General features: G+C 72.7%; 23 protein-coding genes. 8 read left to right on the top strand and 15 right to left on the bottom strand.

Annotation, left to right across the window (positions count from 1 at the left end):
* Positions 1-27: 27 nt before the first annotated feature.
* From HUT10_RS40360 to HUT10_RS40345, 4 genes are read right to left on the bottom strand one after another with little or no spacing between them, the layout of a single operon-like run.
* Entirely contained in the window at positions 28-591 is a 564-nt protein-coding gene (locus HUT10_RS40360; RefSeq protein ID WP_004561255.1) for an ATP/GTP-binding protein, read from the bottom strand.
* 28 nt (positions 592-619) lie between these two features.
* The gene (locus tag HUT10_RS51430) at positions 620-1,336 is read right to left on the bottom strand and encodes a DUF742 domain-containing protein (RefSeq protein ID WP_254897236.1); all 717 of its coding nucleotides are present in this window, start codon (positions 1,334-1,336) and stop codon (positions 620-622) included.
* A 7-nt stretch (positions 1,337-1,343) separates the two neighbouring features.
* Positions 1,344-1,796, bottom strand: a complete 453-nt coding sequence (locus tag HUT10_RS40350) for a roadblock/LC7 domain-containing protein (RefSeq protein WP_004561253.1) — start codon at positions 1,794-1,796, stop codon at positions 1,344-1,346.
* Positions 1,793-5,629, bottom strand: a complete 3,837-nt coding sequence (locus tag HUT10_RS40345) for a nitrate- and nitrite sensing domain-containing protein (protein ID WP_176175995.1) — start codon at positions 5,627-5,629, stop codon at positions 1,793-1,795. Before HUT10_RS40345 ends, HUT10_RS40350 begins: the two co-directional genes overlap by 4 nt.
* A gap of 1,026 nt (positions 5,630-6,655) precedes the next feature.
* Here HUT10_RS40345 and HUT10_RS40340 point away from each other — a divergent pair.
* Together HUT10_RS40340 and HUT10_RS40335 are read left to right on the top strand one after the other, a co-directional pair.
* A complete protein-coding gene (locus tag HUT10_RS40340) occupies positions 6,656-7,093 on the top strand; it encodes a DUF485 domain-containing protein (RefSeq protein WP_176175994.1) in 438 nt (145 codons plus the stop codon).
* The gene (locus HUT10_RS40335; RefSeq protein ID WP_176175993.1) at positions 7,090-8,682 is read left to right on the top strand and encodes a cation acetate symporter; all 1,593 of its coding nucleotides are present in this window, start codon (positions 7,090-7,092) and stop codon (positions 8,680-8,682) included. The genes HUT10_RS40340 and HUT10_RS40335 overlap by 4 nt, the downstream gene beginning before the upstream one ends.
* A gap of 17 nt (positions 8,683-8,699) precedes the next feature.
* Here the strand turns inward: HUT10_RS40335 and HUT10_RS40330 are convergent, their stop codons facing one another.
* The gene (locus HUT10_RS40330) at positions 8,700-9,260 is read right to left on the bottom strand and encodes a TetR/AcrR family transcriptional regulator (RefSeq protein ID WP_176175992.1); all 561 of its coding nucleotides are present in this window, start codon (positions 9,258-9,260) and stop codon (positions 8,700-8,702) included.
* A 132-nt stretch (positions 9,261-9,392) separates the two neighbouring features.
* Between HUT10_RS40330 and HUT10_RS40325 the strand changes: the two genes are divergently transcribed.
* Positions 9,393-10,817, top strand: a complete 1,425-nt coding sequence (locus HUT10_RS40325; RefSeq protein ID WP_176175991.1) for an MFS transporter — start codon at positions 9,393-9,395, stop codon at positions 10,815-10,817.
* Here HUT10_RS40325 and HUT10_RS40320 read toward each other — a convergent pair.
* The 5 genes from HUT10_RS40320 to HUT10_RS40300 form a co-directional block, all read right to left on the bottom strand.
* Complete coding sequence (locus tag HUT10_RS40320) at positions 10,795-11,136, bottom strand: DUF3817 domain-containing protein (RefSeq protein ID WP_176175990.1); 342 nt, start codon at positions 11,134-11,136, stop codon at positions 10,795-10,797. The two genes, HUT10_RS40325 and HUT10_RS40320, sit on opposite strands and share 23 nt — an antisense overlap.
* Positions 11,137-11,156: 20 nt before the next feature.
* Positions 11,157-11,516, bottom strand: a complete 360-nt coding sequence (locus tag HUT10_RS40315) for a hypothetical protein (RefSeq protein WP_176178267.1) — start codon at positions 11,514-11,516, stop codon at positions 11,157-11,159.
* A gap of 302 nt (positions 11,517-11,818) precedes the next feature.
* On the bottom strand, positions 11,819-12,733 hold the full coding sequence (locus HUT10_RS40310; protein ID WP_176175989.1) for a lytic transglycosylase domain-containing protein: 915 nt from the start codon (positions 12,731-12,733) through the stop codon (positions 11,819-11,821).
* A 122-nt stretch (positions 12,734-12,855) separates the two neighbouring features.
* A complete protein-coding gene (locus HUT10_RS40305; RefSeq protein ID WP_013224355.1) occupies positions 12,856-13,338 on the bottom strand; it encodes a hypothetical protein in 483 nt (160 codons plus the stop codon).
* A gap of 361 nt (positions 13,339-13,699) precedes the next feature.
* Complete coding sequence (locus HUT10_RS40300; protein ID WP_014466828.1) at positions 13,700-13,867, bottom strand: hypothetical protein; 168 nt, start codon at positions 13,865-13,867, stop codon at positions 13,700-13,702.
* A 101-nt stretch (positions 13,868-13,968) separates the two neighbouring features.
* Here HUT10_RS40300 and HUT10_RS40295 point away from each other — a divergent pair, with 101 nt between their 5' ends.
* Positions 13,969-14,742, top strand: coding sequence for a crotonase/enoyl-CoA hydratase family protein (locus tag HUT10_RS40295; protein WP_176175988.1), 774 nt, complete (start codon positions 13,969-13,971; stop codon positions 14,740-14,742).
* Between the two features lie 236 nt (positions 14,743-14,978).
* Positions 14,979-15,509, top strand: a complete 531-nt coding sequence (locus HUT10_RS40290; protein ID WP_176175987.1) for a GNAT family N-acetyltransferase — start codon at positions 14,979-14,981, stop codon at positions 15,507-15,509.
* Here HUT10_RS40290 and HUT10_RS40285 read toward each other — a convergent pair.
* Together HUT10_RS40285 and HUT10_RS40280 are read right to left on the bottom strand one after the other, a co-directional pair.
* A complete protein-coding gene (locus HUT10_RS40285; protein WP_176175986.1) occupies positions 15,506-16,642 on the bottom strand; it encodes a CaiB/BaiF CoA-transferase family protein in 1,137 nt (378 codons plus the stop codon). The two genes, HUT10_RS40290 and HUT10_RS40285, sit on opposite strands and share 4 nt — an antisense overlap.
* A 12-nt stretch (positions 16,643-16,654) precedes the next feature.
* Positions 16,655-17,806 (bottom strand): acyl-CoA dehydrogenase family protein, encoded by a 1,152-nt coding sequence (locus HUT10_RS40280; protein ID WP_176175985.1) that lies wholly within the window; start codon positions 17,804-17,806, stop codon positions 16,655-16,657.
* 94 nt (positions 17,807-17,900) lie between these two features.
* Here HUT10_RS40280 and HUT10_RS40275 point away from each other — a divergent pair, with 94 nt between their 5' ends.
* From HUT10_RS40275 to HUT10_RS40265, 3 genes are all read left to right on the top strand, one after another.
* A complete protein-coding gene (locus tag HUT10_RS40275; protein WP_176175984.1) occupies positions 17,901-18,518 on the top strand; it encodes a TetR/AcrR family transcriptional regulator in 618 nt (205 codons plus the stop codon).
* An 84-nt stretch (positions 18,519-18,602) separates the two neighbouring features.
* The gene (locus tag HUT10_RS40270) at positions 18,603-19,502 is read left to right on the top strand and encodes a hypothetical protein (protein WP_176175983.1); all 900 of its coding nucleotides are present in this window, start codon (positions 18,603-18,605) and stop codon (positions 19,500-19,502) included.
* A gap of 103 nt (positions 19,503-19,605) precedes the next feature.
* Entirely contained in the window at positions 19,606-21,216 is a 1,611-nt protein-coding gene (locus tag HUT10_RS40265) for a succinic semialdehyde dehydrogenase (protein ID WP_176175982.1), read from the top strand.
* A 108-nt stretch (positions 21,217-21,324) separates the two neighbouring features.
* On the opposite strand, the gene HUT10_RS40260 is transcribed toward HUT10_RS40265, so the two are convergent.
* The 3 genes from HUT10_RS40260 to HUT10_RS40250 form a co-directional block, all read right to left on the bottom strand.
* The gene (locus tag HUT10_RS40260) at positions 21,325-24,348 is read right to left on the bottom strand and encodes a helix-turn-helix transcriptional regulator (protein WP_176175981.1); all 3,024 of its coding nucleotides are present in this window, start codon (positions 24,346-24,348) and stop codon (positions 21,325-21,327) included.
* Between the two features lie 61 nt (positions 24,349-24,409).
* A complete protein-coding gene (locus HUT10_RS40255) occupies positions 24,410-24,619 on the bottom strand; it encodes a hypothetical protein (RefSeq protein WP_176175980.1) in 210 nt (69 codons plus the stop codon).
* Positions 24,620-24,772: 153 nt separating this feature from the next.
* Positions 24,773-24,976 (bottom strand): DUF397 domain-containing protein, encoded by a 204-nt coding sequence (locus HUT10_RS40250; RefSeq protein ID WP_176175979.1) that lies wholly within the window; start codon positions 24,974-24,976, stop codon positions 24,773-24,775.
* Between the last annotated feature and the right edge of the window lie 10 nt (positions 24,977-24,986).

Genomic DNA, 24,986 nt, shown 5'->3' with positions numbered 1-24,986 from the left:
GTCCCCCGGGCCTTGGCTCCGCCACCGTCAGCGCGCGTTGGCCGCCCGCAGCGCGATCCACTGCCGCATCGCGTACTCGACCAGCGTGATCAGGGTCTGCTTGGTCGACTCGCGGTCCCGCGCGTCACAGCGGACGATCGGGATGTTCGGGTCGATCGACAGCGCCTCGCGGACGTCGTTGATGTCGTGCTCCAGCACGCCGTCGAACGTGTTGATGCCGACGATGTACGGCAGCCCGCGGTCCTCGAAGAAGTCGATCGGCGCGAACGAGTCGGCCAGCCGGCGGGTGTCGGCCAGTACCACCGCGCCGATGGCGCCGCGGACCAGGTCGTCCCACATGAACCAGAACCGCTGCTGCCCGGGCGTGCCGAACAGGTACAGGATCAGGTCCGCGTCCAGCGAGACGCGGCCGAAGTCCATCGCCACCGTGGTCGTCGACTTGCCCGGCGTGTGGTCGAGGTTGTCGACCCCCACGCTGGCGTCGGTCATCATCGCCTCGGTGGTCAGCGGCACGATCTCCGACACCGACCCGACGAACGTCGTCTTCCCCGCGCCGAAGCCGCCGGCCACCACGATCTTGGCGGAGGTCATGGTCGGGGGCGCGGTGTCCCGCGGTGCCTTAAAGCCGACGGAGTCCACTCAAAACCCTTTCCATCAACACCAGATGTGCCTCGGCGCCGTCATTGCCCGTAATCGTCTTGTGCACCGTGACCAGCCCCGCGTCGGCCGCGTCGCTGATCAGCACCCGGGCCACGCCCAGTGGCACCCGCAGCGCCGAAACGATCTCGGCGACCGAACGGGGGGTCCGGCACTCTTCCATGATCGAGATGCACTCGATCTGCTCCGCAGCCACTTCGGGGAAGCCACCGGTGGCAGCGTAGTCCTTCGCGGAGATCAGTGTCTCCAGCTCCAGGGCGTAATTGGCCTTGGTGCGGCCGCCGGTCAGCGCGTACGGCCGGACGATCGCCGTCAGCTCCTCCGGCGCGGGCGGCGGCTCGAACACCGCGGGCATGACGAATTCGCCGCTGGGCGGGCCGGGGTCGAACAGCCCACCCGGCCTGGGACTGTCCCCGTCGGTACTGCCGGGGGGCGAGACTAAAGAGGTCACACGATCTCCTTGGTCGGCCGACGGCGCGGGCGCCGGCGGATCCGCGGCCGCGTGCGCACCGGCGGCCGGGGGTTGCGGGGACTCCTTGCTCTTCTTGCGCTTCCGGCGGGCACGGCCGGAATCCAGCGTGAACCCGTTGAGGACGTCGGCGAACGTGCCGTCGTCCCCACGCCCGGCGGGGCGGTGCCCCCCGGGTGGTTCGCCGTCGAATCCGGACCCCGTGCTCATCGCGCCATCATCCCACCGGTTCGCCGATCAGCGACCCCCCGGAGCCCTGGAGCTGGGCGCGCAGCTCCGGGGTGAGGATCTGACCGACCCGGTCGACGAGCATCGTCATCTCGTAGGCGACCTGCCCGATGTCGCAGTTGGGGGCGGCGAGCACGGCCAGGCACGAGCCGTCGCTGATCGACATCAGCACCATGATGCCCAGCTCCATCTCGACGACGGTCTCGTTGACCGCGCCTGCCTCGAAGCACCGGGCCGCGCCCTGGGTGAGGCTGACCAGCCCGGACGCGACCGCGGCGAGCTGGTCGGCCCGGTCGAGCGGGAGCCGGTTCGACGCGGTCAGCAGCAGGCCGTCCGCCGAGACGACCACGGCGTGCGCCACGCCGGGCACCCGCTCCGCGAAGTCGTTCACCAGCCAGCCGAACTGGTTCTGCGTCGGCTGCGCGCTACTCGGCGAGGTCATTCACCCTCCAAGGTCTCGTGGTTGGTCTCGGCCGCCTGTGCGGTGCGGTGGCGTCCGCGCTCGATGCCCTGCTGGAAGCTCCGCAGGCGGCCGCGCACGTCGTGTGCGTCCCGTTGTGGTCGGGGGGCCGTGGCCCCGGTGGACGGTCCGGCGCTGCCCGGGAGCAGCTGCTCCCCGCGACGGCGCCGGGGCAATCCTGCCGAAGTGAAGGTGGAGGGTACCGACTGGGACACCGCTTGCACCGCGCGCCAGCCGTCGTCGGTGCCGAAGTTCCACTCGGTGGTGGCCTCGACGGCGGTCTCTTCGCGGCGCGGAGCGGGCGTCTCCGGTGGCTTCCGGGCGGGCAGCGCGGCCGGCGGGACGGCGGGACGGCCGTTGGCGACCGGCAGCTGCCCGGACTCCTGGAAGACGCCGGGCGGACGGCCGGAGGGCTGCGGGAGGGCGGGCCGCGGGAGGGTGCCGGAGGTGGACTCGGTCGCCGGACGACGGCTGGGCAGCGCGCCGCCCGCCGGGGGCCGGGTGCTCGTCTCGTCCGGCGGCGTGGTGGCTTCCGGCGCCTGCCGGGCGGTCGCCTGCTGCGGTGCGGCCTGCTCCGGTTCCGGCTCGGCCGCACCCGGCTGCTGCGGGACGGCCTGCTCGGCGGCACCCGGCTGCTGCGGGGTGGCCGGCGCCGCCGCCTGCCGGCCCGTGGCCGGGCTCTGCTCGGCCGCCGGCTGGGGCCGGAACTGCTGCGCGGCCTGCGACGCGTCCGTGCCCTGGCCCGCCTCCGCACCCTGCCCGGCCGCCGGCTGCGGCCGGAACTGCTGGGTCACCTGCGAGGCATCCGCACCCTGACCGGCCGCCTCCGCACCCTGCGCGGCGGCCGGCTGCGGCCGGAGCTGCTGCGCGGCCTGCGACGCGTCCGCACCCTGCCCCGCCGTCTTCGCGCTCTGCTCGGCCGCCGGCTGGGCCTGCTGGGCCGCCTGGCCCGCCGACTGGGCCGTGCCAAGGCCCGGGCCCACCGGCGTCCCCGGTGTCGTCGGCTGGGCCGGGCGGGACCGCTGGGCCGCCGTCTGGCGGCGGCCGCGGGTCACGCCCTGCTGGAAGCTGCTCAAGCGGCCGCGGACGTCCGCCGGGTCGCGGACCGGGAGGTCCGGGCGCGGCGGGGCCGGCTGGGGGGCCGCCGGGACGGCCGGGGTGGCGCTGCCCGGAAGGAGCTGCTCGCCGCGGCGGCGGCGCGGAAGGCCCGCGTCCGTGAACGCCGTCGGCTCGGCCTTCTTCGTCACCTCCTGGACCGTGCGGAAGTTCTCGTCGCTGGCGAAGTCCCAGCTGCGGCGCTCCTCCGGCGGCGTCTCCTGTGCGGCGGCCGGCTCTTCCTCGGAGGCGGCCGGCTTGTCCTCGCGGAACCAGGCCGACAGCATCTCGTCGAAGATCGGCGTCGTCTCGGAGCGGTCCGGGGCCGGGGCCGGCGGGGGCGGCTCCTGCCCCGCGGTCGCCTCCTGCCACCAGTCGCTGAGCGTCGTCTCGTTGGCCGTGAACAGGTCCTTGCCCGCCGGCAGGTCGTCCGCGCGCGGCGGGCGGCCCGGCAGCGGCAGCACCGCGGGCAGCTGCGGCAGGGCCGGGCGCTGCGGCGGGACGTCGTCGTCCTTCTCGATCGGGGCGAACAGCGCCGTCCCGGAGATCTCCAGGTCCGACGGCGGGCGCACGCCGGACAGCCCGGCCAGGTCGCTCGCCGACGGCCACCGCTCCTCGCCCATCGCCGGCTGCTGCGGCACCACCGGCCGCGGGCGGGACGAGCCGTTGACCGGGCGGCGCGGCAGCCGGTTGCCCGCCGCCGGGCTCGCCGGGTGCTGCTGGAGGGCGCCGATCGGGCCGGTCGCCGGGCCGTCGGTCACCGGCATCACCAGCTCCGGCGGGACGACGACCGTGGCGCGGACGCCGACGATGTCCTTGCCGCCGTGCAGCGACACCCCGATCCGGTGCCTGCTGGCCAGCCTGCCGACGACGAACAGGCCCATCCGGCGCGACGTCACCAGGTCGACCGACCCGGCCTCGGTCAGCCGGGTGTTCGCCTCGATCACCTCGCACTCGTTCATCCCGATGCCCTTGTCGAGGATGTCGATCTCGAGCGAGCCGTTCTCGCCCAGCCGGGAGGCCACCGTCACGCTGGTCTCCGGCGCGGAGAACGCCGTGGCGTTGTCCAGCAGCTCGGCGACCAGGCGCATCAGGTCGCTCGCCGCGTACCCGACGATCCGGGCCGGGGGCGGCGGCTGGACCTGGACGCGCTGGTACTGCTCGATCTCCGACACCGCCGCGCGCAGCATGTCGGTGGTGCCCACCGGCTTCCCGGACCGGCGGCCCGGCTCGGCACCCGAGAGCACCATCAGGTTCTCGTTGTTGCGCCGCATCCGGGTGGCGAGGTGGTCGAGCTGGAACAGCGTCGCCAGCTGATCGGCGTCCTCCTCGTCCCGCTCGAGCTGCTCGATCAGCTGCAGCTGCCGCTGCACCAGGCTCTGGCTGCGCCGCGACAGGTTGACGAAGACGCTGCCGTAGCCGGTGCGCATCGCGGCCTGCTCGGTCGCCAGCCGCAGCGCCTGGTGGTGCACCTTGTCGAAGGCCCGCGCCACCTCGCCGACCTCGTCGTCGGTGTGCACGCCGACCGGCTGGACGTCGGTGCCCTGCGCCCGGCCCTCCTGGATGTTGCGGACCGCCTCCGGCAGCGCGGTCTCGGCGACGTCGAGGGCGCTGCGGCGCAGCACCTTCAGGGAGCGCAGCAGCTGGCGGGTGATGAGGAAGACGACCGCGACGGCCAGCACCATCGCGGCGAACAGCAGCACCGCGAGCAGGCCGGCCCCGCTGCTGGAGTCGTCGACCAGGTCGGCGGCGGTCTGCGACGCCGACGCGCCGAGCCGGTCGGCGAGCCGGCCGATCTGCGTGTGCATCGCCGAGGAGGCGGCGGCCCAGTCCGCGGCCGGCAGCGCGCGGAAGGCGTCGTCGACCGCGCCGCTCTGGGCGTTCAGCACCGTTTCGACCATCCGGGCCCGGCTCTGGGCCTGGGCGCCTTCGGCGATCGCGGCGAAGTCGCGCTGCAGCGAGTCGCCCGCCGCGGAGCGGAAGTCGACGAGCCGGTCGGCGAGCCGCAGCTCGGCGGCGCGCAGGGTGGCCAGCTCGCTCGGCGTCAGCCCGGCCCGCCCGATGCCGTAGGAGACGAGGGCCTGGCTGAGCGACACCTGCTCGCCGGCCACCAGCAGTTCGTGCAGCCCGGCGGGCAGGCCGCCGAGGGTACCGTCACCGGCGCCCGCGGTGGCCGCGGTGTCGAGGCTGATGAGGGACCCGGTGAGCGCGGAGTACGCCGTGATGGCCTGCGCGGGGTCGAGCTGGCCGCCGTCGACCTGGCGGCGCAGGAAGGCGAGGTTGCCGACCTGCGCCGACGCCGCGCCCGCGGCCCCGGACACGCCGGGCTCGACCTCGGCCGCGCGGGCCTGCTCCGCGGTGAACGGGCCGGTCGCGGCGTCGGTGGCTTTGCGCGCCGCGGCCAGCTCGGGGGTGCCGCCGACGGTGCCGGCGGTCAGCATCGCCGAGGTGACCGTGCGCTCCTGCTGGAGGGCGGCGGTCAGCGTGCGCACCCCGCCGCCGAGCGCGACCAGCCGGTCGAGCCGCTGGTACTCGTCCGAGCGGCCGACCTGGGCCGCGATCGTCGCGACGCCCAGCACGAGGGCGAGGACGATGGGCACGACCGTGACGGCCGAAAGCTTGACGGGCAGGCTCCAGTCGCGCCACTGCACCAGCGCGCGCCACACGGCCTTCCCCTTCGACCGCCGGGGCGCTCGGCCGAGCAGTTCCCCGACGGGCACCTGACCTTCTCCTGCAACGGTCACGTGAGTGACTCCCTGTCCGGCGTCATGGATCCGCGTCGGCGGCGCGGCGTCCCGGTGCGCGACGGGCCGGACGGCCGTGCCGCCCCCGCCCTGCCGCTTCCCCGGCGCCCTCGCTCGTCCCCGGCAGCCCGGCCGTCCGTGCGCCCGTTCCCGGGCAGGCACCGCCTCGCCGTCCCGTGCCCGGCGCGCTGCCGCGCGGGACTATGCACGTGCATGTCGCAAGTTGCGTTGTGCACGGTGGTCGAGATCAACTTTATCGGTGCCAATCGATCGCTGCGGTCAGCTGGGCCAAAGAATCGTACCCCCGATGCCGTGCCGGTCAATTGTCTTCCCCGTTCGGGCGCTGACCTGCGAAAAGTGCTTTCGCGACCGGACACCGGCCACGACATTCCACCGCAGTGCCCGCTAAGAGGCAATTCCGGTTACCGGACTGTGCACCCGGCGCATCCGGTCGTCACCCGATTAGCCCAGACAGGCTAGCAGCATCCCTCGGTCGATCTACACTCGGTACCACCAACGGGTGGGTCAAGTCTCAAGATGTGCCCGATGTTGTGGCGTTGCGCGTTCCCCGGCCCCGACCTGGTGATTTCTTTCGAAACCCTACACTGACCAGTGGATCTTCACCGGCCGTGGGACCCTTCGCACCACCCGCGAGCAGGATCAAGTCGGCAATTCGGCTACTTTCGGTGACCGCCTCGGCAAATCGACCAGCCGTGTTAGCCCGTTTGCCCTAACGGACTTCGTCCCCGACAACGACGAGTCACAATTCTTTGGAGCATTACCGGAGTTCTCCGGAGTGCGTTGTCGCCGGTCACGCTTTCGATGTGTTCGACAGGAAAACGAATACCGCCCCGCGAACCGACCGGACGGTCCGGCCACTTCGGCAGCCGCCGGATGGCGTAGTTACGATGTGCCCTCGCAGTCCGCAAGGGCGGCCCGGCACCCCTGCCCCGCAGGCGCCCCGGGGCCCGCCGCCACGGAGGCACTCTGCCGGAGGCACCCATGTACGACGTAGCGCGGCCCGCGCCGGGCAACGCCCTCGAGGAGACGAGCCGGTTCCCGGTCCTGCCCGCCGGGTCCGCCCCGGCCGGGGCGCCGCCCCGCCGGCCCGCCGCTCCCCCGGAGCCCGACTACCCCGCGATCCAGGCCAGCCCGGAGTTCGTCTCGCTGCGACGCCGGTTCCGCGGCTTCGTCTTCCCGCTGAGCTTCGCCTTCTTCGCCTGGTACATGACGTACGTGCTGCTGGCCGCGTACGCGCACGAGTTCATGAGCCGCAAGGTGTTCGGCCAGGTCAACGTGGGGATCCTGCTCGGACTCGGCCAGTTCGCCAGCACCGCGCTGATCACCTGGTTCTACCTGCGCTACGCGCGCCGCCGGCTCGACCCGCGGGTCGCCGAGCTGCGGGCGCGCGCGGGCCTCGTGGACGGGAAGCGCCGATGACCGCGCTCGCCGCGGGTGGGACGGCCACCAGCAACCCCGTCGTCAACACCGTCGTGTTCGCCCTCTTCGTGGCGATCACCCTGTACGTCGTCTACCGGGCCGGCAGCCGGAACACCTCGACGTCGGACTACTACGCCGCCGGCAGCGCCTTCACCGGCCGCCAGAACGGCATCGCGCTGTCCGGTGACTTCCTCTCGGCGGCGTCCTTCCTCGGCATCGCGGGCGCGATCGCCGTGCACGGCTACGACGGCTTCCTGTACTCCATCGGCTTCCTGGTCGCCTGGCTGGTCGACCTGCTGCTGATCGCCGAGCTGACGCGCAACACCGGCCGGTTCACCATGGGCGACGTCATCAGCTTCCGGATGAAGCCGCGCCCGGTCCGGGCCGCGGCGGCGACGTCGACCCTGGTCATCTCGCTGTTCTACATGCTGGCCCAGATGGCGGGCGCCGGCGGCCTGGTCGCCCTGCTGCTCGACATCCACACCCGGCTCGGGCAGGCGCTGGTGATCGGCGTGGTCGGCCTGGTCATGGTGCTGTACGTGCTGGTCGGCGGGATGAAGGGCACCACGTGGGTGCAGATCATCAAGGCCGGCGTGCTGATGCTCGCCGTCGTGCTGATGGCGGTGTTCCTGCTCGGCAAGTACGGCTTCAGCTTCTCGAACCTGCTCCAGGCCGCCACCGAGAAGAGCCCGCTGGGCGGGCACCTGCTGGAACCGGGCGGCTCCTATGGCAAGGACGACACCACCAAGCTCGACTTCGTGTCGCTCGCGCTGGCCCTGGTGCTCGGCCTCTCTTCGCTCCCCCACCTCTTGATGCGCTTCTACACGGTGCCGAACTCCCTGGAGGCGCGCCGCTCGGTCGTCTGGGCCACCGTGTGCATGCTCGTCTTCTACGCGTGCACGCTGGTGATCGGCTTCGGCGCGGCCGCGCTCGTCGGCTCGGACGAGATCAAGAGCGCGCCGGGCGGGGAGAACTCGGCCGCGCCGCTGCTGGCGCTGCACATCGGCGGGACGCTGCTGCTGGGCGTGATCGCCGCGGTGGCGTTCGCGACGATCCTCGCGGTGGTGGCCGGGCTGACGATCACCGCGTCGGCCTCGTTCGCCCACGACGTCTACGCGAACATCTTCAAGCGCGGCAAGGCCGAGCCGGCGGACGAGGTCCGGGTGGCGCGGCTGACCGCGATCGCGGTGGGCGCGCTGGCGATCGTCGGCGGGGTGCTGGCGAACGGGCAGAACGTCGCGTTCCTGGTCGCGCTGGCGTTCGCCGTGGCCGCGTCGGCGAACCTGTCGACGCTGCTGTACTCGTTGTTCTGGAAGCGGTTCAACACCACCGGCACGCTGTGGGGCATGTACGGCGGCCTGATCGCCTGCCTGCTGCTGGTGCTGTTCTCGCCGGTCGTCTCGGGCGCGCCGGACTCGATCTTCAAGAGCATCGACTTCGCCTGGTTCCCGCTGAAGAACCCGGGTCTGGTGTCGATCCCGTTCTCGTTCCTGTGCGGGTTCGTCGGGACGCTGGTGGGCCGGCCCAAGGCGGACGCGGAGAAGCAGGCCGAGATGGAGGTCCGCTCGATGACCGGCATCGGGAGCTGAGCCACGGGCGGCCTGCGTCAGGCGCGCAGGCCGTCCAGGATCACCTCGAGCACGCGCTCGCCGTCCTCCGGGCTGCAGTTGCGCACGGCCATCCCGGCGCCGTGCCCCAGCCGGAGGACGTCGGCGCCGACGACGTCCGGCCGGACCAGCCCGGCCTCCTGCGCCGCTTCGACGAGCACCCCCGTCGCTTCGCGAAGCCGCTTCTGGCAGTACAGGAACGTCTCCGACCCGGAGTCGATCGACTCCTTGAGGATCGTCGCCAGCTTGTGCCGCTCGACGACCCAGGTGACCTGGGCGCGCAGCCACGCCTCGAGGGCCTCCCACGGCGGCAGCTCCTCGTGCAGGGCGAACGCGCGGTCGGCGAGCACCGTGATCTCGTCGCGGTAGACCGCCTCGAAGAGCTTCTCCCGCGTGGGGAAGTGCCGGTAGAGGGTGCCCGCGCCGACGCCGGCCTTCTTGGCGACGTCGTCCAGCGGCACGTCGGCGCCCTGGGTGGTGAAGAGGTCGTTCGCCGCCGCGACGATGCGCTCGTAGTTGCGGCGCGCGTCCGCGCGCATCGGACGCTCCGTGTCCGGCATCCCGGCCTCCTCAGGTAACCGGAGAGATTCTCCGAATTCACTTGCGCATCCGGAGACACTCTCCATATTATCGGATCGCCCGCAAGTGGAGAACCTCTCCGCTTCTCTTCTTACTCCTCGGGGGAGTATTCCTTGTCGCAACAGACGCTCGACCGCGCGCCCGCACCGGCGCGCCCCCACCGCAGCGGGCTGGTCCTGGCGATCATCCTGACCTGCCAGCTCATGCTCGTCCTCGACGCGACCGTGATGAACGTCGCGCTCCCGCGCATCCAGTCCGAACTGGGGTTTTCCGCCACCGGCCTGTCCTGGGTGATGACCGCCTACAGCCTCGTGTTCGGCGGTCTGCTGCTGCTCGGCGGCCGCGCGGGCGACCTGTTCGGGCGGCGGCGCATGTTCGTCGCGGGCGTCACCGTGTTCACGCTCGCGTCACTGGCCGGCGGCCTCGCCGACTCGGCCGCCCTGCTCATCGCCGCCCGTGTCCTGCAGGGGGTCGGGGCCGCCATGGCGGGCCCGAGCACGCTGGCCCTGGTGACCACGACGTTCACCGAGGCCAAGGCGCGGGTCCGCGCGCTGGCGCTGTTCTCCGCGATGTCCAGCGGCGGCTTCGCGATCGGCCTGATCGTCGGCGGCCTGCTCACCGAGTGGATCTCGTGGCGCGCCGCGCTGTTCATCAACGTCCCGTTCGGACTGGCGATCGCCGTGCTCGCGCCGCGGTTCGTGGCCGAGCCCGAACGCCGTCGCGCGCACCTGGACCTGCCCGGCGCGATCACCGGCACCCTGGGCGTCGGCTCGCTCGTGTTCGCCTTCACCCACGCCGCGTCCGACGGCTGGGGCAACGCGGTGACGCTCGGCTCGCTCGCCGCCGGCCTGGTGCTGCTCGCCGGCTTCGTCGCCATCGAAGCCCGGACGGCGCTGCCGCTGGTGCCGCTGCGGCTGTTCGCCGACCGCAACCGCAGCGCGGCCTACGTCAACTTCTTCCTCGGCCCGATGGCGATGATGTCGATGTTCTTCTTCCTGACCCAGTTCATGCAGGACATCCGGCACTTCGCGGCCCTGGCGACCGGGTTCGCGTTCCTCCCGATGGCGGCGCTGATCTTCACGATGAGCCGGCTCGTGCCGCGGCTGCTCCCCCGCTACGGGCCGAAACCGATGGCCGTCACCGGCTCGCTCCTGATGGTCTCCGGCGTCGTGTGGCTCTCGTTCCTCACCACCGGCAGCACGTACTTCCCGGCGCTGCTGGGGCCGCTGCTGCTGATGGGGCTCGGCGCCGGGCTGTCGTTCGCGCCGCTCAACGTGATCGTGATGGCAACAGTGCCGGGCGAGGACGCGGGCGCCGCGGGCGGCGTGCTGCAGACGATGCAGCAGGTCGGCAGCACGCTGGGGCTGGCCGTCCTGGTGACGGTGTTCGGCTCGGTCACCCGCTCGGCGGCCACGACGGGCGCGCAGCTGACGGTCGACGGCATGACGGCGGCGTTCGCCACGGCCGCGGCGTTCGCGGCCTGCACGGTGCTGGTGGCGTTGACGTTCCGCCGCGTTACAGCTTCTGCCCGGCCTTGACCTTGTGCGTCACCCGGCGCTCGACGAGGAACGAGACGAACGGGACGCAGCCGGCCAGCAGCACGAGCACGGTGCCCTTGATCGACCAGCGGGCCTTGATGGCCAGGTCGATGGTGAGCACGAGGTAGATCATGTAGAGGACGCCGTGGATCGGCGAGTAGACCGCGGACGGCGTCGGGTTGCCGAAGGCGTACCGCAGCACCATGACGAAGCAGAGGCCGAGCAGGCCGACACCGGTGACGTAGGCGGCGGTGCGGAAGCGGACCAGGGGGCCGGCGAGCGGGGCGGCGGTGCGGGCGCCTTCGGTGCTGGTGGTCATCGGGTGGTCCTCACTCTTGCTCACTCTGCTGCCTGCTCGTCGCGGGCGTGCAGTTCACGCAGGTAACGGTTGTAGGCGGCCAGTTCCGCGTCCTCGTCCGTGACGGGAGTGCCCGGGGTGCCCGGGGTGTCCGGGCGGGGACGCGGGGCGGGCACCTCGGGCTTCACGGCGGCCGGTTCGGGGGGCTCGCTTTCGGCTTTCTGCCGGAGTTTGCGGATCCGCCAGAACATGAAGGCCGGGAAGAGCCCGAACAGCGGCCACTGCAGGACGTAGCCGAGGTTCTGGAAGGTGCCGTTCGCGGAGGTGAAGCGGTCCCACTGCCACCAGGCGAGCCCGCAGCAGACGAGCAGGCTCACCAGGCAGGTCGCGACGATCGCGATCCGGCGACCCCAGGGGGAGCCGACCGGCGGGTGAGGGTCTGGCACGAGTCGACGCTAGCACTGGCCGGCTGAGAGCTGTCGCGCGGTCGTGGCCGGGGTGGCCGGGCTCTCAGCGCAGGTCGCGGCCCGGGCGAACGGCAGCAATCCCCAATCCGGGGCGGTTGTGGACAGCTCGGTCACCCGGCAGCGGATTCCGGTTCTTCGTCGGCGGGCGCCGATAGAATGGATCCGGGGTCAGCCCCCAGGGATCGGGTGGGGCTCGTCTGGTTACGGGTGGCCCCGCGAAACGACCCGGAGTGACCTCAGCCCTGCTTGCGCGCCGCCTGGGCGGCCTTCGCGTACCCGTCCGCCAAGCCGAACACCTTCTGCGCGTACTCCGTCGAGTTGTTGTACGACAGGATCCCGGCCCACCACCCGCTCGGGCTCGCCATGTCCCGCCCGCCCGCGCACAGGTACCGCGCCGCCGCCAGGGCCGCGTCGTCGATCTGCTGCGGGTCGCCCAGGCCGTCGCCGTTGCCGTCCGAGGCCCACTTGCGCCACGTGCTCGGGATGAACTGCATCGGGCCCACCGCGCGGTCCACACTCGGGTCGCCGTCGTAGCGGCCGCCGTCCGTGTCGCCGATGGCCTGGACCCCGGCCGAGCCGTCGAGGGGTACGCCGATGATCGGCTTGGACGGGCGGCCGTCCGCGCCGAGGACCGCGCCCGCGTACTGGCCGTGGTTCGACTCGATGCGGCCGATGCCGGCCAGTGTCGCCCAGGAGATCTTGCAGCCCGGCTGGTCCGCGCGCATCGCCAGCTCCGCGTTGCCGTACGCCTGCAGCGCCCGCGCCGGGACGCCGGTGGCCGCCGCGACCTGGGCCGCCCACTGGGACAGTGTCGCCGGGCCCGTCTCGCGGGGGCGGGCCTGCTGGGGTGATGTCTGCTGCTCGGCCCCGCCCGCCACCGCGCCGCCCGCCGGGGCGACCGAGCCGGGGCGGACGTCGGCCGCCTTGACCTGCAGGGCCGGGATTTCGGTGGTGGTCGGGCTCGCCTCGGGCGTCGAGGCCCGGGTGACGAGCCAGATCCCGCCGCCGGCCACGGCCAGCACGGCGAGGACCACGAGCAGCCGGGTGAGCACGGCCACGCCCGGAGCGCGCGGTGCCGGTGCGGCGGGGGCGGCTTCCTCGGCAGGAGCGCCGATCGGGTCGTCCTCGGTCTTTCCGGTCCTGGTGCGCACGAAACTCCGGTCCTCCAGCGTGTGTCGACACTCTGTCAACGAGCCCGCGCAGGTTAGCGTTACGCGGGCCGTCGCCATCGTCTCACCACGCCGGGTCACCCGGCCGAGTGGAAAACGTCTCGTCAGGCGGACTTCTGCTGCCGCGCGAGCCGCGCGACGCACCAGGCCGGGGCACTGCCGCGGCGCAGGTGCTGCAGGACGGTCATCGGGCCGAGCCGGCGGCTCAGGTCGGACGGCGCGAGGCCGGCCGCCCGGTAGTCGAGGGCGCGCTGGTCGAGCGGGCTGATGCCGGCGTCCCACCACTCCTCGGCTTCGGCGACGCCGCCGACCATCTGCCACCAGCCCGCGGCGGCGGTGAGGAGCTCTTCGGGCACCTCCGGCAGCCGGCTGCGCATCGCGGCCAGGTAGCCGGGGTCGGCCGACTCGACGGGGACGAACCGCGACTGGCCGGTCCGGGCGCGCTGGCCCGGAATGCCCGGCGCCTGCGCCGGAGCGTCGGCCAGCCACGCGGAAGCGATGCGGTCGACCTCCTGCTCCTCGGGAGTCCTCTCGCGCTCCGCGGCCCACTGCCGGATCAACGCGTCCACTCCGGGATCTCCGGTCATCCCTGCCTCCTATGTAGGTCCCCGACGGACAGGCCCTGACGCCTGTCCCACGCGGTGGTGCCGCACGCACCAACCTGCACCTTGCTGAGTGGAAACTGCCTGCGTACCGGGGTTCTCCGGGGGGATGGCGAACCACCCGATCACGCAATGTGAGCACCGTAGGGCCGGGGTGGTCCCCTTCGCCAGACCCCGGCTGGTACGAATTCGACGACCTGCGCGTTTTCGGCCGCAATCCACCCGGATGGTCGAGCGCCGGAGTCCGAAATCCGAGATTGGTGACACTGGGTGATTTACCGTCCGTTTGCACGCAGGGTAGTCACCGGCACCGCCCGTGGCGGTACCGGCACGGAGGAGCGCCAGGTCAGGAGAAGAGCGCCCGGAAGAACGTGACGATCGCTTCGGCGCCGTCCTTGAGCCAGCCGAGCACGCGGTGCACGAAGTCGGCGGACTGGGTGGGCTGGGTGATCAGGAGGAAGAGCACGAGCGCGACCACGCCCACGATGAGAATCTTCTTCACGCCGCCCGACATGTGCTTCCTCCCCGGCTCGCCGTCCCCGTCCTGGGAGTGGCCACCCCAATACTGTAGGGAAGGCGTCCACGGAAGACACCTCGATCGAACCAGGAGCGGCCATGTCCCGGAACGTGCTGGTGCAACGGGCCGACGCGGTGACGACGATCACCATCGACCGCCCGGCCGCCCGCAACGCCGTCGACGGGCCCACGGCGGCCGAGCTGGCCGACGCGTTCCGCGCCTTCGACGCCGACCCGGACGCGGCCGTCGCGGTGCTGACCGGGGCCGGCGGCGCGTTCTGCGCGGGTGCCGATCTCAAGGCGATCGGCACCGACCGGATGAACCGCACTCACCCGGACGGGGACGGCCCGATGGGGCCCACCCGGATGGCGCTCGGCAAGCCGGTGATCGCGGCGGTGCACGGGCCGGCCGTCGCCGGCGGGCTCGAGCTGGCGCTGTGGTGCGACCTGCGGGTGGCCGACACGACGGCGGTGTTCGGCGTGTTCTGCCGCCGCTGGGGCGTCCCGCTGATCGACGGCGGGACGGTCCGGCTGCCGCGGCTGATCGGCCAGTCCCGCGCGATGGACCTGATCCTCACCGGACGCCCGGTCGACGCGACCGAGGCCGTGGAGATCGGCTTGGCCAACCGGCTGGTCCCCGCGGGCGAGGCCGTCTCCGCGGCCCAGGAGCTGGCCCGGCAGCTGGCGGCGTTCCCGCAGGCGTGCCTGCGCGGCGACCGGCGGTCGGCACTGGCCCAGTGGGGCGAGTCCGAAGAGGACGCGCTGACCGCGGAGTTCGCCGCGGCCATGGGCACGGGCGTCCTGGCCGCCGAGGCGGTCGACGGCGCGGCCCGCTTCACCGCCGGCGAAGGCCGCCACGGCACCTTCACGTGATCCAAGGGTCGACTCGCGTGATCGGGGAGTCGACTCGCGTGATTGAAGGGTCGACACGGCCGGCGCTTCCGGTTTCGTCGTGTCGACCCTCCGATCACGCGTGTCGACTCCCCGATCACGCGTGTCGGCGTTCAGATCACGCGTGTTGACCGTTCTGTGATCGGGTGTGCTTCGACCGGGGGATGCGGGTGGCGCAGGCTTGCCGGTTCCGGTCAAGCGGCCGATAAGGTCGTCCGATGGATGACGACGGTGTCGGAGTCGAGCTGCGGCCGGTGGCCGAAGGCGACCTCGACCTCCTGGAGCGGCTGACCAACGATCCCGTCGCCGCCGGCGAGCACCAGTGGTTCGGCTGGCACGATCCCGGCTACCTGCGCCGCCGGTGGCTGGAGACCGGGATGCTCACCAGCGAGACCGGCATGCTCGTGCCGACGCTCGGCGGCCGCGTCCTCGGGCTCGTCTCCTGGCACCGCACCCGCACCGGGCCGGCGTCCTACTGCTGGAACATGGGCCTCGTCCTGGCGCCGGAAGCGCGCGGCCACGGCTACGGCACCGAGGCCCAGCGCCTGCTCGTCGAGTACCTCTTCGCCCACACCCAGCTCAACCGGGTCGAAGCGACGACCGAGGTCGGCAACCGCGCCGAACAGCGCTCACTCGAGAAAGCCGGCTTCACCCGCGAAGGCGTCCTTCGCGGCTACGACTTCCGTGACGGCGAGTGGCGCGACCACGTCCTTTACTCGGTCGTGCGCTCCGACCTGGCGAAGAACTAGGCGATCACCCCCGCCGACCGCAGCGCGTCGAAGTCCGTGACGCCCAGTTCGGCGAGCACCGCTTCGGTGTCCGAACCCTTGACGCGCGGGGCTTCCGGCGTGGCGGGCGGCGTCCGGTCGAACCGCGGCGCCGGCGCCGGCTGGACCATCCCGCCGATCTCGACGAACGTGCCGCGCGCCGCGTTGTGCGGGTGCGACGCCGCCTCGATGGGCGAGAGCACCGGCGTCAGGCACGCGTCGGTGCCTTCGGCGCGCGCGACGAGTTCGTCGCGCGTGTGCTTGGCGATCGCCCCGGCGACGATCTCGCGCAGGCGCGGCCACTGCGTCTTGTCGATGTGCAGCGGCAGCTCCGCCGGGTCCAGCTCCAGGACCTTGACCAGGTCGCCCCAGAACCGCATCTCGATCGCGCCGACGGCGACGTACTTGCCGTCCGCGGTCTCGTACGTGTCGTAGAACGGCGCGCCGCCGTCGAGCATGTTCTCGCCGCGCTCGTCCGACCAGAGACCGGCCGCCTTGATGCCGTGCAGGCTCGTGGTCAGCAGCGCCGCGCCGTCGACCATCGAGGCGTCCACGACCTGGCCGCGGCCGGACGTGTTCCGCTCGTACAACGCGGCCAGGATGCCCATCGCCAGCAGCAGCCCGCCGCCGCCGAAGTCGCCGACCAGGTTCAGCGGCGGCACCGGCCGCTCGCCCGCGCGCCCGATCGGTTCGAGGGCGCCGGCGATGCCGATGTAGTTGATGTCGTGGCCGGCCGCGCGGGCCAGCGGGCCGTCCTGGCCCCAGCCGGTCATCCGGCCGTAGACCAGCCGCGGGTTGCGGGCGTGCACGACGTCCGGGCCGAGCCCGATCCGCTCGGCGACGCCCGGCCGGAACCCCTCGATGAGGACGTCGGCGGTGTCGCACAGCTTCAGCACCAGTTCGACGCCTTCGGGCGTCTTGGTGTTGATGCCGGCCGACCGGCGGCCGCGGGCGAGCGGGTCGGTCCCGATGCCGAGCACGTCCTCCCCCGGCTGCGCGCGGTCGATGCGCACGACGTCGGCGCCGAGGTCGGAGAGGATCATCGTGGCGAAGGGCCCGGGCGCGAGACCGGCGAGCTCCACCACCTTCAGGCCGCTGAGCGGACCTGCCTTCATGAGCGGCACCTTTCAGAGCGAGCGGGAGATGATTTCCTTCATGATTTCGCTGGTGCCGCCGAAGATCCGGGAGATGCGGACGTCGGCCCAGGCCCGCGCGATCGGGTACTCGGTCATGTAGCCGTAGCCGCCGAAGAGCTGCACGCAGTCGTCGATCACCTTGTTGACGCGCTCGGTGGTCCACAGCTTCGCCATCGCCGCGCCCTGCACGTCCAGTTCGCCGCGCAGGTGGCGTTCGATGCACTGGTCGAGGAACGCGCGCGCCACCGCGGCTTCGGTCGCCGCCTCGGCGAGGGTGAACTTGGTGTTCTGGAAGGAGAAGATCGGCCGGCCGAACGCCGTGCGCTCCTTGGTGTATTCGAGTGTGAGGTCGACCGCCGCCTCCAGCCCGGCGACCGCGGTGACGGCGATGATCAGCCGTTCCTGCGGCAGCTGCAGCATCAGCTGGAAGAAGCCCTGGCCCTCGGCGTCGCCGAGCAGGTTCGCGGCGGGCACGCGGACGTCGTCGAAGAACAGCTCGGCGGTGTCCTGGCCCTTGAGCCCGACCTTGTCGAGGACGCGGCCGCGGCGGAAGCCCGGGGTGTCCGTCTCGACCACGACCAGCGAGACGCCCTGCGCGCCCGCGTCCGGGTCGGTCTTCACCGCGACGACGACGAGGTCGGCGTGGAACCCGTTGGTGATGAAGGTCTTGGCGCCGTTGATGACGTAGTGGTCGCCGTCGCGGACCGCGCGCGTCTTGATGCCCTGCAGGTCGGAGCCGGTGCCGGGCTCGGTCATCGCGATCGCGCCGACCATCTCGCCGCTGGCCAGCTTCGGCAGCCACTCGCGCTTCTTCTCTTCCGACGCGTAGGCGAGCAGGTAGTGCGCGACGATTCCGTTGTGGACGGTGACGCCCCACGCGCTGTCGCCGGCGCGCGCCTGCTCTTCGTAGAGGACGGCTTCGTGAGCGAAGGTGCCACCGCCGCCGCCGTACTCCTCGGGGATGGACAGGCACAGCAGGCCGACGTCGCCCGCCTTCGTCCACAGCTCGCGGTCGACCTTCTTCTCCGCCGCCCAGCGCTCCTGGTGCGGGACGGCTTCCTTCTGCAGGAACGACCGCGCGAGCTCGCGGAGGTCATCGAGCTCGGTCGTGCTCCACGAGCTCTTCGGCAGTTGCAGCGGCACGGGACCCTCCTGCTGGAAAACATTCCGATCAGCATGTAAGTTCTGCTCGGAATGTACATCCATTCCGTCCGGTAGGTAAAGCAGGGAGGCCGCGGTGACCGAGACGGCGCACCGGACCCAGGCGCAGCGGCGCGAACAGACCCGCACGGCACTGCTCGACGCCACCATCGACTGCCTGGTCGAGATCGGCTACGCACGCACGTCGGTGCAGGAGATCTGCGCCCGCGCGCGCGTGTCGAAGGGCGCGGTGCAGCACCACTTCACCGCGAAGGCCGAGCTGATGGCGGCCGCCGTGGAGCACCTGACGACGAAGCTGCGCCGCCAGCTCGCGGCCTCGCTCGACGACCTGCCGAGCGGCGGCAACGGGGTCGCCGCGGCGATCGACCTGCTGTGGGCCGGCTACTCCGGCACGCTCTCGACCGCCGTCACCGAGCTGTGGGTCGCCGCGCGCACCGATCCCGAGCTGCGGGCGGCCATCCGCCCGGTCGACCGCGCCCTCGGCCGGGCCACGCTGGAGCACGTCACCCAGGTCGCCGGCGAGCTCCCGCCGGAACGCGCGGAAATGCTGTTCTGGCTCACCGTGAACCTCACCCGCGGGCTGGCGCTGGACGCCGAGCTCGGCGGCGACCCGAACCGGCGACGGCAGCTGCTCGAGGAGTGGAAGCGCATCGCCGTCCTGCTCTACCAGGACGCCACCACTGCGCCGAGTTGACCAGCGCGGCCGCACCAGGGTGCTTTGCCCCTTATCCCGCAGGCCGATTCATGGTCCAATCCCCTCCGAACGAGGGGAGTTCCGATGACCGCCGCCCCGTACCCGTACTCCTACGGTCCGCCGCCCACGCCGCCGCCGGCCGACCCGGGTGCCGTCTTCCGGCTGTTCGCCGCGATCCTCGGTGTCCTCGCCGCGGCGCTGGTGATCGTCGGGTCGTTCCTGCCGCAGACGTCGTTCGAGCAGGTGGTGGACGACAAGACCGAGAGCAGCCAGACGGTCAGCGCGTGGTCGCGCTCGTTCGCGGTCGAGCCCACCGGCGAGGCGAAGAAGTTCTACGACCAGACCCACGTCGCCCGGTACGGCATCCCGCTCACCGCCGCCTCCGTCGTGTTGCTGGCCGGCGCCGGGCTGGCGCTCGCGGGCGCGCGCCGCTCGGCCGGGCCGGGCCTGCGTTCGGGCGCCCGGACGGCCCTGATCGCCGGGGCCGCCGGGGTGACCGCGGCCGTGTGGATGCTCGGCATAGACGTCTCGGCGACGTTGACCTACGAAACGGACGAAGGAACGGTCAAGTCGCACTACACGACCGGGATCGGGTTCTGGCTGCTGGTCGGCGGCGGGATCGTCGCCCTGCTGGCGCTGGTGTCCGCGGCGCTGGCCGGGCGGCAGGCGCCCGCCGCCCCGGCTGCGGCCGGGCCGCCGCCGGGGCCGTACCAGCAGCCGTCGCGGCCGTACCCGGTGCCGCCGCAGCAGCAGTACGCCCAGCCGTACCAGGGTTATCCGCCGTCGCAGCCGTTCCCCGCGCAGGCCCCGCAGACCGGCCCGCAGGCACCGCCCGCGTACGGCGGTCCGCCCTCGCAGCCGTTCCCGGCGCAGCAGCCGGGCGATCCCTACGGCGGCGCCACGCAGGCCCAGCCGCACCCGGCGCAGCAGGAACCGACCGAACCCAACTACCAGCTGCCGCCGCTGCACCCGCCCAATACGTGAATCTTATTCACATCACGCTGGACAACTGACGTACCGACGGTATGGTGTACTCGTCGGTAACCCCTGCGCGACGTCGCGCGGACTCCGCCGGAACGGAGACGTCATGACCAGCACGACCCCCGCGAACCCAGTCGAAGACACCACGTTGCCGCCCACCGTCGGCGGCGTCGCCGGGGCGCCCGGCGCGGCGCGGGCGGCCCAGCTCGTCGCCCGGGTGACCGGCGGCGCGGACTCGGCGCCGATCCGCATGCGGGCGCCCTTCACCGGGCTGCCGATCGCGACGCTGCCGCAGGCCACCGACGCCGACGTCCGCGCGGTGTTCGCCGGCGCGCGCACGGCCCAGCGCGCGTGGGCGGACCGCTCGCCCGCCGAGCGCGCCCGCGTGCTGACCCGCCTGCACGACCTGGTGCTCGCCCGGCAGGACGAGGTGCTCGACCTGGTCCAGGTCGAGGCGGGCAAGGCCCGGCTCGACGCGTTCGACGAGGTCAGCGCGACCGCGCTGGTCGCCGCCTACTACGGCAAGCACGCGCCGAAGATCCTCGCGCCCCGCCGTGTCGCCGGCGTCATCCCCGGCCTGACCCGCGCGGGCGAGGTCCGGCACCCCAAGGGCGTCGTCGGGATCATCTCGCCGTGGAACTACCCCCTCGCCCTGACCGCGATGGACGTCCTGCCGGCGCTGGCCGCGGGCAACGCCGTCGTGCAGAAGCCGGACAACCAGACCGCGCTTTCGGCGCTGTGGCTGCACGAGCTCGCCGAGGAGGCCGGGCTGCCCGCCGGGACCTGGCAGATCGTGCTCGGGCGGGGCTCGAAGATCGGCACCGCGCTGGTCGAGGAGTCGGACTACCTGTGCTTCACCGGGTCCACGCCGACCGGCAAGGAGCTGGCCGGGCAGGTGGCGAAGCGGCTGACGTCGTACTCGCTGGAACTCGGCGGCAAGAACCCGATGGTGGTGCTGCCCGACGCCGACGTCGCGAAGGCGGCGACGGGTGCGGTGACGGCGTGCTTCTCTTCGGCGGGCCAGCTGTGCGTGTCGGTCGAGCGGATCTACGTCCACGAGGACATCCGCGACGAGTTCACCCGCGCGTTCGTCGCCCGGACCGCGGCGCTGCGGCTCGGCGGCGCGCTGGACTACCAGGCCCAGATGGGTTCGCTGACGTCGGAGGAGCAGCTCGCGGCGGTGTCGAAGCACGTCGAGGACGCCCGCGCGAAGGGCGCTTCGGTGCTCACCGGCGGCCGCGCGCGGCCCGACCTGGGCCCGCTGTTCTACGAGCCGACGGTGCTTTCGGGCGTCACGCCGGACATGCTGCCGTTCGCGGAGGAGACGTTCGGGCCGGTCGTCTCGATCTACGGCTACACCGACGTCACCGAGGCGATCGAGCGGGCCAACGACACGCCGTTCGGGCTCAACGCCAGCGTCTGGTCCCGCAACGGCCGCGCGGGCTGGGAGGTCGCGGCCCGGCTGAAGGCCGGGACGGTCAACGTGAACGAGGGCTACGCGGCGACGTTCGGCAGCGTCGGCGTCCCGATGGGCGGGATGAAGGACTCCGGCGTCGGCCGCCGCAACGGCGCCGAGGGCCTCCTGAAGTACACGGAGTCCCAGTCGATCGCCCTCCAGCGCGGCCTCGCCCTCCGCCCGCCGCGCGCGGTCCCCGGTTCGCTGTGGTCCCGAGGCATGACCCTGGGCCTCAAAGCCCTCCGCCGCCTCCCCCGCTGACTTCCCAACCCGTAACTCGCGTGATCCGGGCCGGAACTCGCGTGATTGCCGCCGTCACGGCCCGAATCACGCGAGTTACGGCCTCGATCACGCGAGTTACGGCTTCCGTCACGCGTGTTCGGCGGTGGGAGCGGTGAGGAGGCCACGGTCGTAGGCGATGGCGACGGCTTCCGCGCGGCGGCTGGCGCCCAGCTTGGCCATCACGCGGGAAAGGTGGACGCTCACCGTTTTTTCGCTGATGTAGAGCTCTTCGCCGACCTGGCGGTTCGTGCGGCCCAGCGCGACGCGTTCCAGGACGTCGCGCTCGCGGTCGGTCAGCGGGTCGGTGACTGTGCGGGCCGGGGCCGCCGGTTCGACGCCGTCGAGCTCGACGCGGGCGCGGTGGGCGAGGTCGCGGACGGCGTCGCGCAGCGGGATCGCGCCGAGCCGGACCGCCACCGCGTGGGCCGCTTCGAGGGCCGCTCCCGCGTCGGCGTCCGCGGCCAGGCGGGCTTCGGCCTCGTGCCAGCGGCAGACCGCCTGCTCGTAGACGGCGCCGTAGCCGAACGCCTCCGCCGCGACCGCCCACTTCTCCGCGTCGCCGCGACCGGACAGGCAGCTCGCCGCCGCCTCCAGGCGGGCCAGCCACGCGCGGCCCTCCGGCCCGAGCGTTCCCGAGCGCGGCTGGCCGACGACCGCGCACATCCGGCCGTGCGCCAGGAACCGCTCGCCGGCCGCCACCGCGGCTTCGGCCCCGGCCTGGTCGCCGTGGACGCGGGCGTCGGCGGCCAGCCTCGCCGCGGCGGACACGCCCAGCGCGGCCACCCGGATGCCGGCCAGCAGGCCGGGCTCGATCCGCTCCAGCCAGCCGATCAGGTCTTCGGTCCGGCGCACGGCTCCGGCGTGGTCGCCGCGCCAGTACGCCAGCTCGATCCCGGCGCCGCCGGCCGCCAGTGGGATCTGCATGTCCGCCGCCCAGTGCTGCCGCAGCCCGCCGAGCAGCTTCTCGCCCTCGACGAACCGGCCGCGGGCGACGACGAACAACGACCAGTTGGCCAGGATCCGCGCGGCCACCGCGCTGGACACCCCGCGCCCGGCGCGGCCGGCGCTCTCGTCCGGCCAGTCGCCCATCAGGTAGCGCAGCATCAGCTGCCGCGCCCGCAGCTCCAGCCCGTAGACGCTCCAGCTCAGCCCGGTTTCTTCCGCGCGGGCGACGCCGTGCGAGGCGTGCTCCAGCGCTTCGGCGAACTCGCCCTGGTCGTCGTGGCTCAGCGTGAGGAAGTAGGTCGCGCGGATTTCGGTGTTGTACGCGCCGACGTCCCGCGCCTTGCGCTGGGCCTGGCGCAGCCGCTCCCGGGCCTCGGCGGCGTCGCCGCGCGAGTCGGCCAGCGTGCCCAGGGTGACCAGCGCCGACGCCTCCGCGCCCGTCGCGCCCACGGCCTGCGCGTCGGCGACCGCGCAGAGCGCGCTGTCGAGCGCCGCTTCGGGCTGGTCGAGGATCCGGAGGAACCCGGCCCGGCTGGCCAGCACCCAGGCGCGCGCGGAGCTGGGCTCGGTGTCCTTCACCAGGTTCCAGGCGCGGTCGATGGCCGCGACCGCCTCGTCGAGGGTGCCCTCCAGGGCGAGCAGCGCGTCCGCCAGCCGCCGCCACACCTTGGCGGCGCGGTCGTTCGGGATCTCGGGGGTCAGCGACTGGGTGGCGGAGCGGGCGAAGGCGGCGGCCCGCTCGGGCTCGCCGGACGTGCCCGCGAAGTACGACGCCTCGTACAGCAGCCGCAGTTCGTCGAAGCCTTCCGGCCGGTCCGCCGGTGTGACGGCGTCCCAGATGGACAGTGCCTGTTCGACGTGCTGCAGCGCCGAGCCGGGCGCGCCGAGCTTCTCGGCTTCGTCCATCGCGCGCAGCAACGCCGGCAGCGCGGTGGCCAGGTCGCTGCTCTGCATCGAGTGGTAGGCCAGCTTGGCGTCGTGGCCGCGGCCCTGTGGCCGCGCCTTGATCCGCGCCGCGTACGCGGCGTGCGTGCGCGACCGCTCCCCCGGCAGCAGGTCGCCGTACACCGCTTCCTGCAGCAACGCGTGCCGGAACGTGTACGAGCCGTCCGAGAGCACCACCAGGACGTGGTGCTGGACGGCTTCCCGCAAGGCTTCGTCCAGCTCCAGCTCCCCCAGGCCGGAGACCTCGGCGAGGGCGGCATGCATGACGGGTTCGTTGGCCACCGAGATGACCCGCGCGACCCGGCGGGCGTCCGGGGAGAGCCGCTCGAGCCGGGACAGCAGCACCTCGGCCAGCCCGGCGGGCAGGTCGTTGCACTCGGTCTTGGTGGCGAGCAGCTCCTCGGCGAAGAACGGGTTGCCCTCGGAACGGCTGACGATGTCGGCGACCACATCGGACGGCAACGGCTCGTCGGCCAGCGCCTCGACGAACCGGCGGGCGTCGGCCGCGCCGAAGGGCTGCAGGTCGACGCGCTCGACGGTGGCGAGCCGGACCAGCTCCGACAGCAGGCCGCGCAGCGGGTGACGGCGGTGCACGTCCTCCTCGCGGTAGCTGCCCACGACCAGCAGCCGCTGCGCCCGCAGCCGGCTGAGCAGGAAGGACAGCAGGTTGCGGGTCGAGGCGTCGGCCCAGTGGAGATCCTCCAGCAGGATCACCACCGGGCGCGCCTGCGCTATCTCGGTCAGCACCCCCAGTACCGCGTCGAACAACTGCAGCTGACCGAGATCCTGCTCCGGCCGGGGACGCACCATGGTTTCCCGGTCGTTGGAGGTCATCGGCGGGTGTTCGGCCGCACGGGGCTCCTCGAAGCCCGGGCCCTGCGGCAGCAGCCGCCCGAGCGCGGGCCGGGCCCGCACCGCGGCGGCGACCGCCGGGTCCGTCGCGCTGCCCAGCGGGGCGAGCGCCTCGGCGAACGGAAGATAAGGGAGACCGCCCTCGCGGACGTCGATGCAGCGGCCGGTGAGCACCAGCCCACCGCACGCCGAGACGTGCTCGCCGAGCGCGGTCAGCAGCCGGGTCTTGCCGACCCCGGCGTCCCCCGAGAGCAGCACCGCGCCGGCTTCGCCACGTTCAGCCCTGGCGAAGGCGGCGCGGAGCCGCCGCATCTCGTGGGTACGGGCGACGAGCGGGATTCCGGAGCCGAGTCGGGGCACGAGGAGCATTGTTGCCTACCCCACCGACAGTTTCCGACCGCTTATCGCCTTCGACACCATCTCGCCGCCCCTACCGGGCGGTCTTGCCGACGCCCGCGGTCTCCCGCGAAGCCTCCCGGCGCTGCTGCGCCGGTACCTCGACGTCGGTGTGCGCGGCCCGCAGGTGGCGGACGGCGCGGCGGGCGCGGGCGGCCCAGGCGCTGCGCCCGGCCTTCCGCAGTTCCTCGGCCCGGTAAGCCGCTTCGGCGCGGACCGCGTCGAGCATGAGATCGCTGTGCATCGTGTTCCCCTGTCTGTCCGGTTGGTAGCACTCAGGTTCGTCCTGAGGCGGCACCCCGGGCATCGGGTGATCACGTAGGGATAGGCGTGAAAAGACCCCTTACTCCCGGCCGAGCCCAGCTCGGCGGGGGTAAGGGGTCTTTTCGCCGTTGCCTCAGCCGCGCGCCGGGCCGCCGGTCCGCACCGCGGCCAGCAGCCCCCGCCAGCCGGATGCGGGCAGGCGGAACGCACCCCCCTCGGGGTCCTTCGAGTCGCGCACCGCGGCGCCGCCGCCGACGAACGCCACCTCGACGCAGTCGTTGCCGCCACCGCTGTGGCTGCTCTTGCGCCACCGCGCCCCGGAGAGTTCTGCTTCCATGGTCCCCACT

It is taken from the genome of Amycolatopsis sp. Hca4 (assembly GCF_013364075.1).
Classification (GTDB): Bacteria; Actinomycetota; Actinomycetes; order Mycobacteriales; family Pseudonocardiaceae; genus Amycolatopsis.
The sequence above is the reverse complement of the archived record's forward strand: the minus strand, read 5'-3'. Positions and strand labels throughout refer to the sequence as shown.